Source organism: Pseudonocardia xinjiangensis (genome assembly GCF_012911925.1).
GTDB classification, from domain to species: Bacteria; Actinomycetota; Actinomycetes; order Mycobacteriales; family Pseudonocardiaceae; genus Pseudonocardia; species Pseudonocardia xinjiangensis.
On the sequence record NZ_JAAXKY010000028.1, the window covers coordinates 1 to 16,494 of the forward strand.

Sequence of the window (16,494 nt, forward strand, 5' to 3'; positions counted from 1 at the left end):
GGGTTCGGGTGGGGCTTCGTGTTCGCGCTCGGGTTCCTGCTGCCGCTGCTCACGTGGATCGGCACGCTCGTCGGACCGCTGCCCTGGGTGGCGCTGTGCGTGTTCGAGGCGCTCTTCATCGGGCTGGCCGGGTCCGGGATGGCGCTGGTGTCCCGGCTTCCCGCTGCGCCGCTCTGGGCGGCAGCGGTGTGGATCGGCGGCGAGGCGCTGCGGGCCAGGGTGCCGTTCGGCGGGATGCCGTGGGGAAAGATCGGCTTCGGGCAGCCCGACGGGCCGCTGCTGCCGCTGGCCGCGATCGGCGGGGAGCCGTTGCTGGCCTTCGCCACCGCGCTGGCGGGGCTGGCGCTCGGCGAGCTGGTGCGCAGGCTCGTCCTGCGCCGGGGGGAGCTGCGCCGCTCGCCCGGCGAGCTCGTCGGGCCCGCCGCGATCGTCGTGCTCACGCTCGTGGCCGGCCCGCTGGCCGCGCTGGTGCCCGTCACTCCCGGGGCACCGGACCGGACGGTCACGATCGCGGCCATCCAGGGGAACGTGCCCCGGCTCGGCCTGGACTTCAACTCCCAGCGGCGCGCCGTGCTCGACAACCACGTCAAGGTCACCGAGCAGCTCGCCGCCGACGTCGCGGCCGGCCGGAAGCCGCAGCCCGATCTGGTGATCTGGCCGGAGAACTCCAGCGACATCGACCCACTGCAGAACCCCGACGCGGCCGCCCAGATCGACAGGGCCGCCGCCGCCATCAAGGCCCCGATCCTGGTCGGCGCGGTTCTGCGCAACCCGGACGGGGTCACCACCAGCAACTCCGCGCTCGTCTGGCAGGCCGGCGTCGGAGTGGTCGAGCGCAACGACAAGCGCAAGGTGCAGCCCTTCGGCGAGTACATCCCGTGGCGCAACTTCTGGCGGCACTTCTCCTCCTACGTCGACCGGGCCGGGAACTTCGTGCCGGGCGACGGGCCGGGGGCGGTCGACATGGCGGGCGTGCGCGTCGGGGTCGCGATCTGCTGGGAGATCGCGTTCGACGACCTGGTGGACGACAGCGTCGACGCGGGTGCCACCGTGCTCGCCGTGCCGAGCAACAACGCCACCTTCGGGCTGACGGAGATGACCTACCAGCAGCTGGCCATCTCGCGGATCCGGGCCGTGGAGCACGACCGTCCGGTGATCGTGGCCACCACGAGCGGGGTGAGCGCCACGATCGCTCCCGACGGCACCGTCACGGCCAGCACCCGGCAGTTCACCCCCGACGTACTGGTCGATCGAACCACCCTCAAGGACACCACTACGCTGGCTACTCGATTGCGGGCCGTACCCGAGTGGGTCCTGGTCGCGTTGGGAGTGGTGGCGGTCGGTGTCGGGTTCGTGACTCGGCGTCGAGCGGGCACGCGTGCGGGGAAGGACGAGAATGGCTGAGCCGACGGTTCCGGTGCTGGTGGTGATCCCGACCTACGAGGAGCGGGACAACCTGGAGCCGGTGCTGTCGCGGCTCCACGCCGCCGTGCCGACGGCCCACGTCCTCGTGGTGGACGACGCGAGCCCGGACGGCACCGGTGAGCTCGCCGACAAGCTGGCCGCCGAGGACCCGCGGATCCGGGTGCTGCACCGCGAGGGCAAGGCCGGGCTGGGCGCCGCCTACCTCGCCGGGTTCGGCGTCGCGCTGCAGGGCGAGTACCAGGTGGTCGTCGAGATGGACGCCGACGGCTCGCACGCACCGGAGGATCTCCCGGCCCTGCTGGCGGCCCTGGACGACGCCGACGTGGTGCTGGGTTCGCGCTACGTCGCCGGTGGGGCGGTGTCCAACTGGCCGGCGCACCGGGAGTGGCTCTCCCGCGGGGGCAACCTGTACTCGCGCCTCGCGCTGGGCGTCTCGCTGCAGGACATCACCGGCGGGTACCGCGTGTTCCGTCGCCAGGTGCTGGAGGAGCTGGACCTCGACGAGGTGTCGTCGCAGGGCTACTGCTTCCAGGTCGACATGGCGTGGCGGGCGATGCAGGCCGGGTTCCGGGTGCGCGAGGTGCCCATCACCTTCACCGAACGCGAGCGCGGGGTGTCCAAGATGAGCGGCGCCATCGTGGCCGAGGCGTTCTGGCGTGTGACGTGCTGGGGGGCCAACCGGCTCCTGCACCGTTCCCCGGGGCGCGACGACGCGGTGAGCGACGGCGCGGTGCGGGCGTGAGTGATGCTCGTGAGGTGCTGAGCTGGGAGCGGTTCGGCACAGCCTCGCGGGAGCTGGCCGAGATGGTCGCGGCCGACGGCTACGAGCCCGACATCATCCTGTCGATCGCGCGGGGCGGGCTGTTCGTGGCGGGTGCGCTGGGCTACGCCCTCGACGTCAAGAACCTGCACCTGGCCAACGTCGAGTTCTACACGGGGGTGAACGAGCGGCTGCCCGTGCCGATCCTGCTGCCGCCGGTGCCCAACGTGGTGGACCTGTCCGGGTCGAACGTGCTCGTGGCCGACGACGTGGCCGACACCGGCGCCACCCTGAAGCTCGTGCGCGACTTCTGCGCCGGGCACGTGGCGGACGTGCGCTGCGCCGTGGTGTACGAGAAGCCGCAGAGCACGGTGTCGTGCGAGTACGTGTGGAAGCGCACCGAGCGGTGGATCAACTTCCCGTGGTCGACGCAGCCCCCGGTGGTCCGGCGCGCGGCCGGGGCCGTCGGGCAGTAGCGGCACCGCACACGACGAAGCCGGGCCACCCGATGGGCGACCCGGCTTCGAGGACGTGCGGTCAGGCGATCTCGCGACGGCGCTCGGCCAGCAGTTCGAGGCGCTCGTTGAGCAGCACCTCCAGCTCGGCCACCGACCGGCGCTCGAGCAGCATGTCCCAGTGGGTGCGCGGAGGCTTGACCTTCTTCTGCTCGGGCTCGTTGCCGTCGACGAGCCTCGAGATGCTGCCGTGGAGTCGGCACTCCCACGTTGCCGGTGCCTCCGCGTCGTTGGCGAAGGGCACTTCGAAGTCGTGCCCCCGCGGGCACGCGTAGCGCATCGACTGCCGCGGTGCGAGGTCGTGGTTGCGGTCGGTCTCGTAGCTGACAGCCCCGAGCCGGCTGCCACGGAGCACGCGGTCGGCCATGCGTCATCCTCCCGTTCACGGCCCGAGGGAGCCTCCCTCAGGCATTTCCACCGGGTGTAACGTCTGCGGAGCAGCCGTCTGTTCCCGCCATCGGAGCGGTCTCTTCAGGTGTCGTTGTCGCATGACAGACACCAGACGTTTCGCGCCCCGACCGATGAGTGTCCCCGATAGCGGGCCGCTACACACGCAACTGTGACGTGTCAGCCAACTGTGACTTATGTCACCGGTGTTGACGAGGTGTTCACACGACGACCGGTTGCTCGTTACCGGAAGTCGTGCTGGCGCCCGTTCCGCCTGGTCAGACGGTGGTCGTGGCCGGCGGTCGCACCGGCCACAGCGCCAGCAGTCCGACGCCGAGCACCAGCAGGATGCCGACGATCCCGGCGCGGTCCGACCCGAACAGGTAGGTGAACAGACCCACCAGAGTGGGGGCGAGAAACGAGACCGCGCGCCCGGTGGTGGCGTAGAGGCCGAAAAGCTGCCCCTCCTGGCCGGTTGGGGCGAGCCGGGCCAGGTAGGTGCGCGAGGACGACTGCGCGGGCCCGACGAACAGTGTGAGCAGCAGCCCGAAGATCCAGAACATCGTCGGACCCGACACGAACAGCAGGACGATGCCGACCGCCAGCATGCCTGCGAGCGAGCCCATGATCACGGCCTTCGGCCCGGTGCGGTCGTCGATCCGTCCGGCGGCCAGCGCGCCGACCGCGGAGACGACGTTGGCCGCGACGCCGAAGATGAGCACATCGCCCGCCCCGATCCCGTAGACGGTGACGGCCAGCACCGCGCCGAAGGTGAAGATGGCGGCGAGGCCGTCGCGGAACAGGGCGCTCGCCGCGAGGAAGTACACGGTGTGCGGGCTGGTGCGGTAGAGGTCGCGCAGGTCGTGGAACAGGGCCCGGTAGGAGCCGATGATGCCCAGCCGGGGCGCCTGCTGCGTCCGCGCCGGCGACTCGGGCACGGCGTAGAACATCGGGATCGCGAACACGAGGAACCAGCCGGCCGCAACCAGTGCGACCAGGCGGATGTTGAAGCCGTTCTCGGTGGGGACGCCGAGGACGCCGCCGTCGCCGCTGATGAAGCCGATGTAGACGACCAGCAGCAGGACGATCCCGCCCAGGTAGCCCATCGACCAGCCGAACGCGGACACGCGTCCGATCGTCGACGGCGTGGAGACCTGCGTGAGCATCGCGTTGTAGGACACCGAGGCGAGCTCGAAGAAGATCGAGCCGAGCCCGAGGAGCAGCAGGCCCAGCCACAGGTAGTGGTAGTCGTCCTGGACGAGGAAGAGGGCGGCCACCGTGGCCACCGTCAGCGCCGTCCAGACCCCCACCGAGAGCTTGCGGTGCCCCGCGGTGTCGGCGCTGCGCCCGATCACCGGGGCCATCAGCGCGATGAGCAGGCCGGCCGCGCCGATCGAGTAGCCGAGCCAGCTGTTCGCGTTGACGTCGCCGGGCAGATCGGAGCCCACGGCGTCGGTGAGGTACACGGAGAAGACGAACGTCAGGATCACCGCGTTGTACGCCGAGGATCCCCAGTCCCACAGGCCCCAGGCCACGATCTGGCCCCGGGTGGCGGGTAGCGCGGGGGCGGGGGGAGTGGTGGTCATGACGCCTCCCAGACGCCTCGGGATGCCAGGACGTCGCGCAGCAGGTCGGGCCGGTCGGAGAGCAGGCCGTCGACCCCCAGGTCGAGCAGCGCGGTCATCTCGGCCGGATCGTCCACCGTCCAGACATGGACCTCGCGCCCGCTGTCGTGCGCCGTGCGCAGAAGCGCGGCGTCCACCACGGTCAGGCCGCGGAAGCGAGGGGGCAGCTGCGCGAGGTTGCCCGTGACGGCCGGGGCGGGCAGCCACGACAGCGGTCGGGGCAGGTCGTCGAGCCAGGCGCGGGCGCGCAGCCCGAACGCCGAGACCTGGGCGAGCGAGGTGTACAACCGGGAACCGCCCATGCTCCTGGCTCGGGCCAGCCGCCCGTCGTGGTAGCTGCCGAGGCACACGCGGTGCCAGCTGTCGGTGCGGTCGAGCACGGCGAGGACCGGCCCGACGACCGCGTGGGACTTCAGCTCGACCGTGATCCGGGTGTCGGGCAGCTCGGTGAGCACCTGCTCGAGCAGCGGGATCGGTTCGCGGCCGTTGACCCGTACCCGGGTGATCGCCGACGCCGGCAGCGCGCCGATCGGCCCGACGCCGTCGGTGGTGCGGTCCAGGGTGGGGTCGTGATGGACGACGGGCACGCCGTCCGCGCTCGCGTGCACGTCCATCTCGAGGTAGCTGAAACCCTCGTCGACGGCCCGGTGGAACGCGGCGAGCGTGTTCTCGCATCCCGCGAGCTCACCCGTGTGCCAGCCGCGGTGCGCATACGCCCGGGGGTACGGGCCGTCGAGGTAGGGGTGGCGATCCACGCGAGGAGCCTGCCAGTCGTCGTCGATCACCCGCGACGGGGCAGGCGTTGCCGCAAGGTGAACAGCGGCGCGAGCAGGTCGCCGTGCTCGGCGATGCGGGCGGGCAGGTCGTCGGCGGTGAACACGAGGTCCTCAGGACGCCGGCAGGCTCGCACCTCCTCCCAGGTCACGGGGGTCGCGACGGTGGGACGGGCCCGGCCGCGCAGCGAGTAGCTCGCGATCGTGGTCTTGTGGGGGTTGTTCTGGCTCCAGTCGACGAACACCTTGCCGCGGCGACGGGCCTTGGCCATCACGTCGGTGACCCGGCCGGGGGTCTCCCGGGCGAGCTCCTCGGCGAGTGCCTTGGCGAACTCCGAGGTCTGCTCCGCCCGGGTGACCGTGACCGGCAGGTACAGCTGCATCCCCTTGCCCCCGCTGGTGCGGGGGTAGGCCACGAGGTCGTCGGCGGCCAGCCGGTCGGCGATGCGTTCCGCGACCCGCGCGCAGTCGACCACGGTTGTGCCCTCGCCCGGGTCGAGGTCGAACACGACCAGGTCCGGGGGCTGGTGCCCACCGCGCGGACCGAGCCGCCACTGCGGGACGTGGAGTTCGAGCGCGGCGAGGTTCGCCGCCCACGCCAGCCCCTCGGCGTCGTCGATCAGCGGGAAGTCGGCCTTCTCCGAGCGGCCGCCCGGGGTGCCGACCCGCGCCGTGCGGATCCACTCCGGCGCGTGGCGCGACACGTTCTTCTCGAAGAACGACGGCTTCTCCACCCCGTCCGGCCAGCGCACGAGCGTGACCGCCCGGTCGCGCAGGTGCGGGAGCATCACGTCGGCGACGGCCAGGTAGTGGTTCAGTACGTCGGCCTTGGTGGTGCCGGTGAGTGGATAGAGCACCTTCTGCGGGTTGGTGAGCCTCGCCCGTCCCACCCGGGTGACCCCGCCGTCGTGGCGTGGCTGCCGGCGCGTTCGCGCGGGTTCGGGCCCCGTGCTCACCTCCAGCCAGTGCGCGCTGCGCCGCCCCGGCTCGTACGGGGAGCCGGCGTCCTTGGCCACCACCGACGGGAGGCCCTGCTGCGCGGCCGCGGCGACGACCTCCGCGCCGCCGCCGTGGAACACGGGCGCGAGCTTCCAGTGCGGCCCGTCGAGCGGGAGCCCTTCGAGCAGCGACCGCCGCTCCTGGAACGGCAGCGGGCACGCGTCGTGCCCGTCGAGATGCAGCAGGTCGCCGATCCACAGCTCGGGCCGGTCCGTCGGTCCGGCCAGCTCGCCATCGAGCAGCACCTGCGTGGCGCCCAGCGAGGGCCCCAGGTCACGCAGCCGCGGCACCGACAGTTCTGCGCCGTGCTCGTCGGTGATCGTGGCGCGGCCGCCCTCGACGCGCACCAGCACGCGGCGCCCGCCGAACCCGACCTGCCACCACAGGTCGCGGTCGTCGCCGGCCCGGGGGAGCGGACCGGGCGTCGCGAGCATCGGCAGGACGTCCCGGGGGAGTGGCTCGCGCCCGGGGGCGGGGCCGGAGCGGCGCAGCAACCAGTTGTCCTTCCCGGTGTCCCTCCCGCTGCCACGCTCGGTGCGGATGAACACGAACCGGCCGGTCGCCCGGTCGCCCCGCAGCCGGACGATGACCTCCCGCGGGTTCCACTTCTCGGTCTCGTACGTGCCGGCGTCCCAGATCGTCATCGCGCCGCCGCCGTACTCGCCTGCCGGGATCTCCCCGGAGAACTCCAGGTACTCGATCGGATGATCCTCGGTGCGCACCGCGAGCCGGACGGTGTCCGGGTCGGTGGGTAGGCCCTTCGGCACGGCCCAGGACGCGAGCACGCCGTCGCGTTCCAGGCGGACGTCCCAGTGCAACCGCCTGGCGTGGTGCTCCTGGATGACGAAGCGGTGGCCCGGACCGGGCTGCGGATCGCCGGCCGGCACCGGCTCCGGGGTGCGCCGTACGTCGCGTTTGCGGCGGTACTCGTCCAGCGACACAGCGTCAGATTAGGGCTTTCGCCCGCCATCGGATTGCCTCTTGCGCCGGTCGCCTCGGCGCTGCAAGCATAGCCTTACCTGAACGAAGGAGTGCCTGTGTACGTCTGCATCTGCGAGGCGGTACCCGACACTGTGATCCGGTCCTGCATCGCAAGCGGCGCTCGCAGCGTCGAGGACATCGGCGATGCATGCGGTGCCGGCACCGGGTGCGGGTCGTGCCACGATCACATCGACGTCTTCCTCGCCGCGGCACACGCTCCCTCGGAGCTGGCAGGTCTCCCCGTCTCCGCCTGACAGGCGTACTGAGGCTGTCCTGACCTGCACAAAGGCGGTGCTGCGTTCGCCACGATCGGGGAGCGGAGCTACCGTCGCTGCATGCGTGGCGACCCCGAGATCATTGCTCTGCTCAACGACCAGCTCACCAGCGAGCTCACTGCGATCAACCAGTACTTCCTGCATGCGAAAATGCAGCAGAACTGGGGCCTCACCAAGCTCGCCGCCTACACGCGCGCTGAGTCCATCGACGAGATGCGGCATGCGGAGAAGATCACCGACCGCATCCTGTTCCTCGAGGGGCTGCCGAACTACCAGCGCCTGTCGACCCTGCGGATCGGCCAGACCGTGCGCGAGCAGCTCCAGTCCGACCTCGCGATCGAGCTCGAGGTGGTGGAGCGCCTGCGCCCGGGGATCACGATGTGCCGGGAGAAGCAGGACATCACCACGGCCAACATCTTCGAGGAGATCCTCGCCGACGAGGAGCACCACATCGACTACATCGAGACGAACCTCGAGCTGATGGACCGGCTCGGTGAGCAGCTCTACCTCGCCCAGCTCGTCGACCAGCCGCCCACCCCGGGCTGAGGTCCGGATTCCCGCACCTCCCGGACACCCGACCCCGACGCGACCACCCGACCGGCCGGTTCTGCTTGACAGTGTCTGAAACGGTTTGCAGAGTTGGTCAGCGATGACGGGAGCGGCCGTGGCGGCGACGATCTGATGGCGGTCACCATCCACCATGTGGCCCGGGCTGCCGAGGTCTCGGTGTCCACCGTGTCCCGGGCGTTCACCGTGCCCGAGATGGTGCACCCGCAGACGCGCCGGAAGGTGCTGCAGGTGGCCGAGGAGCTCGGCTACCAGCCCAACCGGGCCGCCCGCGGCCTCGTGACGGGCCGCACCGGCAACATCGGCGTCGTCGTCCCCGACGTCGCCAACCCGTTCTTCTCCGCCGTCCTCAAGGGCTGCGCGGCCAGGGCCCGGGAGGCGCGCCACGTCGTCTTCCTGGCCGACGCCGCCGAGGACCCGCGCGTCGAGGCCGAGGTCGTGGGGGCGATGGCCAAGCAGGTGGACGGCATCGTCCTGTGCTCGCCACGGGAGGACTCCGCGCAGCTCGACCGCCTGGTCGGGATCGCGCCGCTGGTGCTGCTCAACCGCGCCGACTCCGGCCTGCCCGCCGTGCTCATGGACAGCGCGGACGGCGTCCGGCAGGCGGTGGAGCACCTCGGCGCGCTCGGGCACCGGCGCATCGCGCACCTGTCCGGTCCGGCCTCCTCCTGGGCAGGCGAGCACCGGCTGCGCGGCCTGCGGGCGGCCGCCCCCGCCTGCGACGTCGAGGCCGTGGAGCTCGGGCCGTTCCCCCCGACGTTCCAGGGCGGCATCCAGGCCACCGACCTCGCACTCGCCCGCGGAGTCACGGCCGTGCTGGCCTTCAACGACCTCATGGCCATCGGAGTGCTGAACCGGCTCGCCGCCCGCGGGGTCTCCGTGCCGGAGGAGATGAGCGTGGTGGGGTTCGACGACATCGAGATGTCGTCGATGACCACCCAGCCCCTCACCACCGTGCGGATGCCGATGGAAGCAGCCGGGCGCACCGCTGTGGACCTGCTGCTCGACGAGCAGCAGCCCGGCCCGCAGCTGCAACGCTGGCTGCCCACCCAGCTGATCGTCCGCTCGACCACGGCGCCGCGGATGCCGGTCCCGGTGGCCACGCGCTGATCCCGCCTGCCGGTCAGAGCGACAGGATGTCGTCCACCGCAACCGGCAGGCCGGTCTCGAAGGAGCGGTTGGCCGCGAGCCCGGTGAGCAGCGACAACGCCCCGTCGCGGTGGGTGGAGGCGCGACCCAGCGGGTCGGCGGTGCGCTCGCCACCGAAGATCTCGGCGAGCATCCGCGCGTCCCCGCCGCCGTGCCCCTCACCGGTGGCATCGGGCAGGTCCAGCTCCACCGGCTTCTCCCAGTGCCGCCGCAGCGTGAGCGTGGACGAGTGCTCCGGTGCTGCCGCCACCCCGTGCAGGGCCTCGCCCGGCGCTGTCCCGGCCGTACCCGCGTCGACGAACGAGTTCTCCACGACGTCCAGTTCCAGGCGGCCCTCGCTGCCGTTGAACGCCACGTGGTAGCCCTCCCACGGCGAGTAGGCCGTGAGGTGGTAGCTCATCGTCGCGCCGCTGCGGTAGCGCACCGCGACGGTCATGTCGTCCTCGATGGTGATGCCGTCCCCGAAGACGTTCTGGTCGCGGTGGTAGCCGTCCTCGTGCTCGGCGTCGAGGTAGAGCGCCTTGAGCGTGGGAGAGCCGGCCATGTCCAGCGCGAACGGGTCGCCGCTCGCCGACCCGGCAGCATGGGCCCGTCCGTAGGGGCGGGCCAGGCCGCGGGCGGTGCCGTTGCCGGAGCCGTAGAAGAACAGTTTCCCGAACCCGAACACGACCTCGGGCGACGAGGCGATCCACCAGTTGACGAGGTCGAAGTGGTGGGTGGCCTTGTGCACCATGAGGCCGCCGGAGTTGGCCTTGTCCCGGTGCCAGCGGCGGAAGTAGTCGGCGCCGTGGCGGGTGTCGAGCAGCCACTCGAAGTGCACCGACCCGACCTCGCCGATCGCCCCGCCCGCGAGTACCTCCCGCACCCTGGCGTGCACGGGGTTGTAGCGGTAGTTGAAGGTGACGGTCACCGTGCGACCCGTCTCGGCCTGGGCGGCGAGGATGCGCCGGCACCGCTCGGCGTCGGTGGTCATCGGCTTCTCGGTGACGACGTCGCAGCCGGCGTGCAGCGCCGCCACGATGTACTCGTCGTGGGTGCGGTCGATCGTGGTGACGATGACCGCGTCGACCCGCTCCCGTTCGAGCATCGCCACGAAGTCCTCGGGCCGGTAGGTCGGCACGGGCGCCTGCCCGAACTCGCGGACGGCGCGGTTGTGCACCTCCATGCGCGTGCGGTTCACGTCGCAGAACGCGACGAGCTCGGCGTGGTCGGCGTGCGTGCTCGCGAGCGCGCGGACGAACATCTGCGCGCGGCTGCCGAGGCCGACGATCGCGTAGCGGGTGCGGGAGGGGGAGGAGGGCGTGGCTGCGCTGGTGCTCATGGAGCTCCTGCCGTCGGGTTCCGGTGGCCGGGTACGGGAGTGCAAACGCTTGTAGCCGCTGCTCGGGTCGAGCGGCATCCCGTCCCTCGCGCGGTTCGCAGCGAGGCTTCCCAGATGGTGATGACGTCATGATGCAAATGCGTGAAAATTTCCGCAAGAGCCATTGACCACGCCCGCAGCCCCTGACCTAATGGGCGTCGCGCGCGTGTGTCCCGGCACACACCGGCGCGGCAGGGCAGTGAGAGACCGAAGGAGCTCCCTCATGACCATCTCCGGCAGGCGCCGTCTCGCGCCGCCCGTGCTACCGGCTTCGCGTCGGCGAGGGCTGCGGCAGGTGCTGGCGGCCACCGCCACGCTGGCGCTCCTCGCCACGGCGGCCTGCGGCGGCGGCTCGGCAGGGGACCAGGAGCCCGGTGCGGCCCCCACCACCGACAGCCCCGTGCAGCTCTCGGTGGCGTGGTGGGGCGGCCCGGCCCGCGCCGAGAACACGGAGAAGGTGCTGGAGCTCTACAAGAAGTCCCACCCCAACGTCAGCTTCACCACCCAGTGGCAGGGCTACTCCGGTTACTACGACAAGATCAACACCTCTGCTGCCGGCCGGAACGCGCCGGACATCATCCAGATCGACAACCGGGCGCTGCGCGAGTACGCGAACAAGGGCCTCATCGCCGACCTGAACCCCTGGGCAGGCAAGACGCTGAAGGTCGACCAGATCGACCCGAAGCTGCTGGGCACCGGCAAGGTCGACGACAAGCTCTACGCGCTGCCGCTGGCCTCCAACACCCAGGCTCTCGCCGTCGACACCACGGTGATCGAGCCGCTCGGCCTGGTCCCCCCGGAGACGGGCTGGGCGAGCTGGGACGAGTTCGGGACCTGGGCGGCGCAGGTCACCACGGCCACCGGCGGCAAGGTGTGGGGCACGCGTGACGAGAGCGCGAACCTCAGCGCCTTCGAGTACTGGCTGCGGCAGAACGGCAAGGAGCTCTACGACGGTCAGAAGCCCGGTTTCACCGCCGCCGACGCCACGGCGTGGCTCGACCTGTGGGCGAAGCTGCGCGACAGCGGCGCGGCCTCACCCGCCGAGGTCGCCCAGCCGGCCAACGCCGGTGACATCTCCAAGAACACCGTGGCCACCAAGCAGACCGTGGCGACCTTCTCCTACGACAACCAGCTGACCGAGCTCGCCAAGGCCACCGACCACAAGCTGATGCTCGTGCCGCTGCCCGGTCCGGCCGAAGGCGCCTACGCGCGCCCGTCGCAGTTCTTCACCGCCTACGCAGGCGGCAAGAACGTCGCCACCGCCGTCGACGTGATCAACTTCTTCGTCAACGACCCGGAGGCCGGGGCGATCCTGGGAACCGAACGGGGCCTGCCGCCCAACGACCAGGTCAGCGCGGCGATCCTCCCGAGCTTCAGCGAGCAGCTGAAGTACGTGGCCGCCTATGACGACCGGGTGACCAGCCAGGCCGGGGACACACCGCCCGTGCCCGCCCAGGGTGACTCGCAGATCGTCCAGCTGCTCATCTCCGCCGCGGAGAACGCGGGCTTCGGGCGCCAGTCGACGAGCGACTCCGCCGCGGAGTTCTTCTCCCAGACGACGTCCGCCCTCGAGCGCGCGAGCAGCTGACGGGAACGTCGATGAAGGACACAGTGACGACGGCGACCGGGCCGACGGCGAGCGGGCCCACGGGGGCGACCGTGGCCCGGCGATCGGAGACCGGCCCACCGGCGGCCGGGGTCCGCCGGGACCGCAGGCGGGAGGCCGTCGCCGGATACGTCTTCCTCTCGCCGTGGTTGCTGGGCCTGTTCGGCATCACCCTGCTGCCGATGCTCTACTCGCTCTACCTGAGCTTCACCGACTACGACCTCCTGCAGGACCCCGACTGGGTCGGCGTCGACAACTACGTCCGGATGTTCACCGACGACCCGAAGTTCTGGCACGCGGTGGGTGCCACCCTGCTGTTCGGTGCGGTCTCGGTTCCCTTGAAGCTCGCGGTGGCGCTCGGAGTGGCGCTGCTGCTCTACCGCAACCGGCGCGGTGTCGGCCTCTACCGCTCGCTGTACTACGTGCCCTCACTGCTCGGCGGCAGCGTCGCGATCGCCATCGCGTGGCAGACGCTGTTCGGGGGACAGGGCGCGATCAACGAGGTGCTCGGGTTCTTCGGCATCGAGGGCCGCAGCTGGATCACCAACCCGTCCACCGCGCTGGGCACGCTCGTGCTGCTCGCCGCCTGGCAGTTCGGGGCGCCGATGGTGATCTTCCTCGCCGGGCTCAAGCAGATCCCGGTGGAGATGTACGAGGCCGCCTCGCTCGACGGCGCCGGCCGCGCCAAGCAGTTCTGGCACGTCACGCTGCCGTTGCTCTCACCCGTGCTGTTCTTCAACCTCGTCCTGGAGACCATCGCCGGCTTCCAGGGCTTCACGGCGGCGTTCGTGATCAGCGGCGGGACCGGCGGACCGGCCGACTCGACCCTGCTCTACACGCTCTACCTCTACCTGCGCGGCTTCGGCGACTTCCAGATGGGCTACGCCTCGGCGATGGCCTGGGTCTTCCTGGTGGCGCTGGGCCTGGTGACCGCGCTCGTGTTCCGCAGCGGCTCCCTGTGGGTCCACTACGCCGACGAGGGGGAGCGCTGATGGCCGTTCCGACCGTCCTCGCCCCACCCGCGCCGGAACAGCAGGCACCTCCACCTGCCGGTCAGCGGCGCTGGTACGACGGCACCGCGGCGCACGTGCTGCTGGTGGGCCTGCTGGTCGTCGCGCTCTACCCGATCGCCTACATGATCGGCACGTCGTTCAAGTCGCCCCAGGAGATCTTCAACAACCTCGACATCTGGCCGCGGGAGTTCACCCCGGGCAACTACAGCGAGGGGTGGGCGGGGATCCCCGGCGTCAGCTTCGGCCGGTTCTTCCTCAACAGCGCCGTCATCTCCACGGGTGTGGTGGTCGGCAACGTGGTGTCCTGCGCACTCGCCGCGTTCGCGTTCGCCCGGCTGCGCTTCCCCCTGCGCGGCATGTGGTTCGCGCTCATGATCGGCACGCTGCTGCTGCCGCACCACGTGCTGATCGTGCCGCAGTACGTGCTGTTCAACTACTTGGGCTGGATCAACACGCCCCTGCCGCTGGTCGTGCCGAAGTTCGTGGCCACGGACGCGTTCTTCGTGTTCCTGATGGTGCAGTTCATGCGGGGGATCCCGCGCACGCTCGACGAGGCCGCCGAGATCGACGGCTGCGGGCCCTACCGGCGGTTCTTCCACGTCGTGCTGCCGCTCACGAAGCCTGCCCTGGTCACCACCGCGGTCTTCTCGTTCATCCAGACCTGGAACGACTTCTTCTCCCAGCTCGTCTACCTCAACGACCTCTCCAGCTACACGGTCCCGATCGGCCTGCGGCTGTTCCTCGATTCCAGCGGACAGAATGCGGTCGGCCCGATGTTCGCGATGTCGGTCCTCTCCCTCGTGCCGGTGTTCCTGTTCTTCCTGTTCTTCCAGCGGTTGATCGTGGACGGGATCAACACGAGCGGGATCAAGGGATGACTGGTGGCCTGCTGCGGCGACGGGTCCCGGAGCCGACGGGGTCCGGGCGCGGGTGGAAGGAGCAGCTGCGTCGCGTCTCGGAGCTGTGCCTGCTCGGCATCGTGGCGGCCGTGCTCTGCCTGCCGCTGCTGACGGTCGGGGCGGTGGTCGCGGTGCTGTCGTCGGCGGTGGGGCACTGGATCGACCACGACGACCTGCCGCCGTGGCGCGACATGGGCGCCGAGCTGCTGCGGCGGCTGCTGCCCGGTGCGGCGGTCGCGGTGGCCGGGGGAGCGGCGGCCCTCGTGGTCGTCCGCCAGGTGCGCTGGCTGGCGAGCGGTGAGGTCCCCGGGGGGAGCGTGGCGCTCGTGGCGCTGCTCGTGGCCACCGGCTGCCTGCTCGCGGTGGTGCTGCTCGCGGTGCCGCTGCTCGCCGGCGGTGGCTCGTGGCGCAGCGCACTCGCGGGTGGCTGGGCGGCGTTGCTGCGGTCACCGGGGGCCGGGGCTGCGGCGCTGGGCGTCACACTGATCGCCGCGACGCTCGCCGTGCTCCTGCCCGGCGCAGTGCTCCTGCTACCGGCGCTGCTGGTGCTGGCCCTGCACGCGGTGTACCGGGCCCTCGTGCGGTGATCCTCGGGGGAGAGGCGGTGGAGTGTCGCGGCGCCCACCGCGGAGCTCCATGAACTGCCGTTCTCCACGCTCTGGTGGAAAATCGCGGTATGGCCGATGACGACCGTGTCGACCTGGTCATCGTCGATGCCTGGGATGAGCTACCCGAGCAGCTCCGCCGGGAGCTCGTCGCGCGCCGTGCAGCGTTGCCCGAATGGGGGCCCTACCAGCGCGAGGACAGACCGGGCAGGAACTGGGAGCCGCTCCGGCCGATGGTCATCCGGGAACGGGCCTACCGGGGCCTCGAGTCCCTCTCGACCCGGCTGCTGCGCCTGGCCGTGGATGCGTGCTGCCGCCGGGCTTCGACGGTGGGCGACCTGCATCGACTACTGCGCTTCCCCCATCAGATCCTGTTGATGGATCCTGATCGCCCGCTGGTTGCGGCGGAGCTCACCCGGTTCGCCCGGCCCGACATCCTGGTCGAACGGGGGAGACCGCGCTTTCTGGAGTTCAACATCAGCACCCGGCTCGGGGGCGACGGGGTGGCGGGCTGGCTCGCGGAGGCCTACGTGCGGTTGTGCCCGGAGATCGGTCTGCGACTGCCGCCCACCACGGTGGCGGCGCAATGCGCGGCGCTGACCCGGACGCCGGGAACCGAGAACGGGCACCGCAGCTCACGCCGGTTGCTCATCCCGGTTCACGCGGTGACCGACAGCACGGGTGCCCGGCACCGCCGCTACATGATCAAGCCGGGGGTCCTGGCCGCTGCGCAGCAGGTGGGCCTCGAGGTCCTCCACACCGACCTCGTCGACCTGGGCCTCGACAACGCCGGCCGGCTGCTCGCCTCCGACGTGCCGGTCGACATCGTGCTGCTCGGGTGGCGCGGTAGCGACCACATCGTCGACGACGGCGGCGGGCTGGCCGCTCTGTGTACCGCGGACCGGGCCCGGACCGTCGAACTGTTCCCTCGCCCGGAGTCGGGGCTCGTCTCGTCGAAGGCGGTGCTGTCCTGGCTCCACGAGGACTGTGATGCGGGCGTGCTCGGCGTGGCCGACCGCGCTCTGGTGCGTGCCCACGTTCCGCGGACCGTGTGCCTCGGTCTGGACGGGGATCCGGACGGGGAGCGGAGGCTGCTGCGCATCGCGGCCGATGACCGGGACCGGCTGGTCGCGAAGCCGGCCGTCGGCAGGTCCGGCAACGATGTGATCTTCGGGAGCCGGACGTCGGCGCAGAACTGGCAGACCGCTGTCGCCGATGCGGCGCGCGAGTCGCCCCTGGTTCTCCAGCGCCGCGTCGAACCCGACCGCATCACGATGCCTTTCCGCGATCGGGAGTCCGGCCGGCAGGTCACCACGCGGGTGCCGTTCGTGCTCAGCCTGTTCATGGTCGACGGTGCGGCGGCGGGCATCCTGGTGCGCCACATGGCCCCGGACCTTCCCGGTGGGGACGAGGTGATCGGTATGCGTCACGGCGCACGCCCGAACGCGGTCCTGTTCGCACCGGAGCCGCACGCAACCTGATTCGAGCGCGATCAGGACAATTACGACGGATTGGGCCGAACCAGCGGTTAATGTTGTACGAGTGGCCTGATTCT

General features: G+C 71.0%; 16 protein-coding genes. 11 read left to right on the forward strand and 5 right to left on the reverse strand.

Annotated elements, in window-relative coordinates:
- The 3 genes from lnt to HF577_RS11250 form a co-directional block, all read left to right on the forward strand.
- The coding region (gene lnt / locus HF577_RS11240; RefSeq protein WP_169395735.1) for an apolipoprotein N-acyltransferase at positions 1-1,404 on the forward strand (1,404 nt) is incomplete at its 5' end.
- A complete protein-coding gene (locus tag HF577_RS11245) occupies positions 1,397-2,167 on the forward strand; it encodes a polyprenol monophosphomannose synthase (RefSeq protein ID WP_169395736.1) in 771 nt (256 codons plus the stop codon). The genes lnt and HF577_RS11245, both read left to right, overlap by 8 nt.
- A complete protein-coding gene (locus tag HF577_RS11250) occupies positions 2,164-2,661 on the forward strand; it encodes a phosphoribosyltransferase (protein ID WP_169395737.1) in 498 nt (165 codons plus the stop codon). The genes HF577_RS11245 and HF577_RS11250 overlap by 4 nt, the downstream gene beginning before the upstream one ends.
- Positions 2,662-2,722: 61 nt before the next feature.
- On the opposite strand, the gene HF577_RS11255 is transcribed toward HF577_RS11250, so the two are convergent.
- The 4 genes from HF577_RS11255 to ligD all read right to left on the reverse strand — a co-directional run bounded on the left by HF577_RS11255 (position 2,723) and on the right by ligD (position 7,425).
- Positions 2,723-3,067, reverse strand: coding sequence for an RNA polymerase-binding protein RbpA (locus tag HF577_RS11255; protein ID WP_169395738.1), 345 nt, complete (start codon positions 3,065-3,067; stop codon positions 2,723-2,725).
- Between the two features lie 298 nt (positions 3,068-3,365).
- On the reverse strand, positions 3,366-4,673 hold the full coding sequence (locus HF577_RS11260; RefSeq protein ID WP_169395739.1) for an MFS transporter: 1,308 nt from the start codon (positions 4,671-4,673) through the stop codon (positions 3,366-3,368).
- Complete coding sequence (locus HF577_RS11265) at positions 4,670-5,467, reverse strand: glycerophosphodiester phosphodiesterase family protein (protein ID WP_169395740.1); 798 nt, start codon at positions 5,465-5,467, stop codon at positions 4,670-4,672. Before HF577_RS11265 ends, HF577_RS11260 begins: the two co-directional genes overlap by 4 nt.
- 26 nt (positions 5,468-5,493) lie before the next feature.
- Positions 5,494-7,425 carry a non-homologous end-joining DNA ligase gene (ligD, locus tag HF577_RS39680; RefSeq protein WP_169395741.1) on the reverse strand — a complete coding sequence of 644 codons (1,932 nt, stop codon included), beginning with the start codon at positions 7,423-7,425 and terminating at the stop codon, positions 5,494-5,496.
- A 96-nt stretch (positions 7,426-7,521) separates the two neighbouring features.
- Here ligD and HF577_RS11275 point away from each other — a divergent pair, with 96 nt between their 5' ends.
- From HF577_RS11275 to HF577_RS11285, 3 genes are all read left to right on the forward strand, one after another.
- Positions 7,522-7,719, forward strand: a complete 198-nt coding sequence (locus HF577_RS11275) for a (2Fe-2S)-binding protein (RefSeq protein ID WP_169395742.1) — start codon at positions 7,522-7,524, stop codon at positions 7,717-7,719.
- Between the two features lie 81 nt (positions 7,720-7,800).
- Positions 7,801-8,286, forward strand: a complete 486-nt coding sequence (gene bfr / locus HF577_RS11280; protein WP_169395743.1) for a bacterioferritin — start codon at positions 7,801-7,803, stop codon at positions 8,284-8,286.
- A gap of 135 nt (positions 8,287-8,421) precedes the next feature.
- Positions 8,422-9,417 carry a LacI family DNA-binding transcriptional regulator gene (locus tag HF577_RS11285; protein ID WP_169395744.1) on the forward strand — a complete coding sequence of 332 codons (996 nt, stop codon included), beginning with the start codon at positions 8,422-8,424 and terminating at the stop codon, positions 9,415-9,417.
- Positions 9,418-9,430: 13 nt separating this feature from the next.
- Here the strand turns inward: HF577_RS11285 and HF577_RS11290 are convergent, their stop codons facing one another.
- Positions 9,431-10,777, reverse strand: coding sequence for a Gfo/Idh/MocA family protein (locus tag HF577_RS11290; protein ID WP_169395745.1), 1,347 nt, complete (start codon positions 10,775-10,777; stop codon positions 9,431-9,433).
- Between the two features lie 262 nt (positions 10,778-11,039).
- Here HF577_RS11290 and HF577_RS11295 point away from each other — a divergent pair, with 262 nt between their 5' ends.
- From HF577_RS11295 to HF577_RS11315, 5 genes are all read left to right on the forward strand, one after another.
- Positions 11,040-12,404, forward strand: coding sequence for an ABC transporter substrate-binding protein (locus HF577_RS11295; RefSeq protein ID WP_169395746.1), 1,365 nt, complete (start codon positions 11,040-11,042; stop codon positions 12,402-12,404).
- 11 nt (positions 12,405-12,415) lie between these two features.
- Positions 12,416-13,414 (forward strand): carbohydrate ABC transporter permease, encoded by a 999-nt coding sequence (locus HF577_RS11300; protein ID WP_169395747.1) that lies wholly within the window; start codon positions 12,416-12,418, stop codon positions 13,412-13,414.
- Complete coding sequence (locus HF577_RS11305) at positions 13,414-14,313, forward strand: carbohydrate ABC transporter permease (RefSeq protein ID WP_169395748.1); 900 nt, start codon at positions 13,414-13,416, stop codon at positions 14,311-14,313. The genes HF577_RS11300 and HF577_RS11305 overlap by 1 nt, the downstream gene beginning before the upstream one ends.
- A complete protein-coding gene (locus HF577_RS11310; protein WP_169395749.1) occupies positions 14,310-14,921 on the forward strand; it encodes a hypothetical protein in 612 nt (203 codons plus the stop codon). The genes HF577_RS11305 and HF577_RS11310 overlap by 4 nt, the downstream gene beginning before the upstream one ends.
- 89 nt (positions 14,922-15,010) lie before the next feature.
- The gene (locus HF577_RS11315; RefSeq protein ID WP_169395750.1) at positions 15,011-16,420 is read left to right on the forward strand and encodes a hypothetical protein; all 1,410 of its coding nucleotides are present in this window, start codon (positions 15,011-15,013) and stop codon (positions 16,418-16,420) included.
- Positions 16,421-16,494: the final 74 nt, after the last annotated feature.

Bases quoted from the DNA above. Each gene is read 5' to 3' on its own strand.
- HF577_RS11315 (WP_169395750.1), top strand. From the start codon at position 15,011: ATGGCCGATGACGACCGTGTCGACCTGGTCATCGTCGATGCCTGGGAT.
- HF577_RS11295 (WP_169395746.1), top strand. From the start codon at position 11,040: ATGACCATCTCCGGCAGGCGCCGTCTCGCGCCGCCCGTGCTACCGGCT.
- HF577_RS11310 (WP_169395749.1), top strand. From the start codon at position 14,310: ATGACTGGTGGCCTGCTGCGGCGACGGGTCCCGGAGCCGACGGGGTCC.
- HF577_RS11260 (WP_169395739.1), bottom strand. From the start codon at position 4,673: ATGACCACCACTCCCCCCGCCCCCGCGCTACCCGCCACCCGGGGCCAG.
- bfr (WP_169395743.1), top strand. From the start codon at position 7,801: ATGCGTGGCGACCCCGAGATCATTGCTCTGCTCAACGACCAGCTCACC.
- HF577_RS11300 (WP_169395747.1), top strand. From the start codon at position 12,416: ATGAAGGACACAGTGACGACGGCGACCGGGCCGACGGCGAGCGGGCCC.
- HF577_RS11285 (WP_169395744.1), top strand. From the start codon at position 8,422: ATGGCGGTCACCATCCACCATGTGGCCCGGGCTGCCGAGGTCTCGGTG.
- HF577_RS11255 (WP_169395738.1), bottom strand. From the start codon at position 3,067: ATGGCCGACCGCGTGCTCCGTGGCAGCCGGCTCGGGGCTGTCAGCTAC.
- HF577_RS11290 (WP_169395745.1), bottom strand. From the start codon at position 10,777: ATGAGCACCAGCGCAGCCACGCCCTCCTCCCCCTCCCGCACCCGCTAC.
- HF577_RS11245 (WP_169395736.1), top strand. From the start codon at position 1,397: ATGGCTGAGCCGACGGTTCCGGTGCTGGTGGTGATCCCGACCTACGAG.
- HF577_RS11305 (WP_169395748.1), top strand. From the start codon at position 13,414: ATGGCCGTTCCGACCGTCCTCGCCCCACCCGCGCCGGAACAGCAGGCA.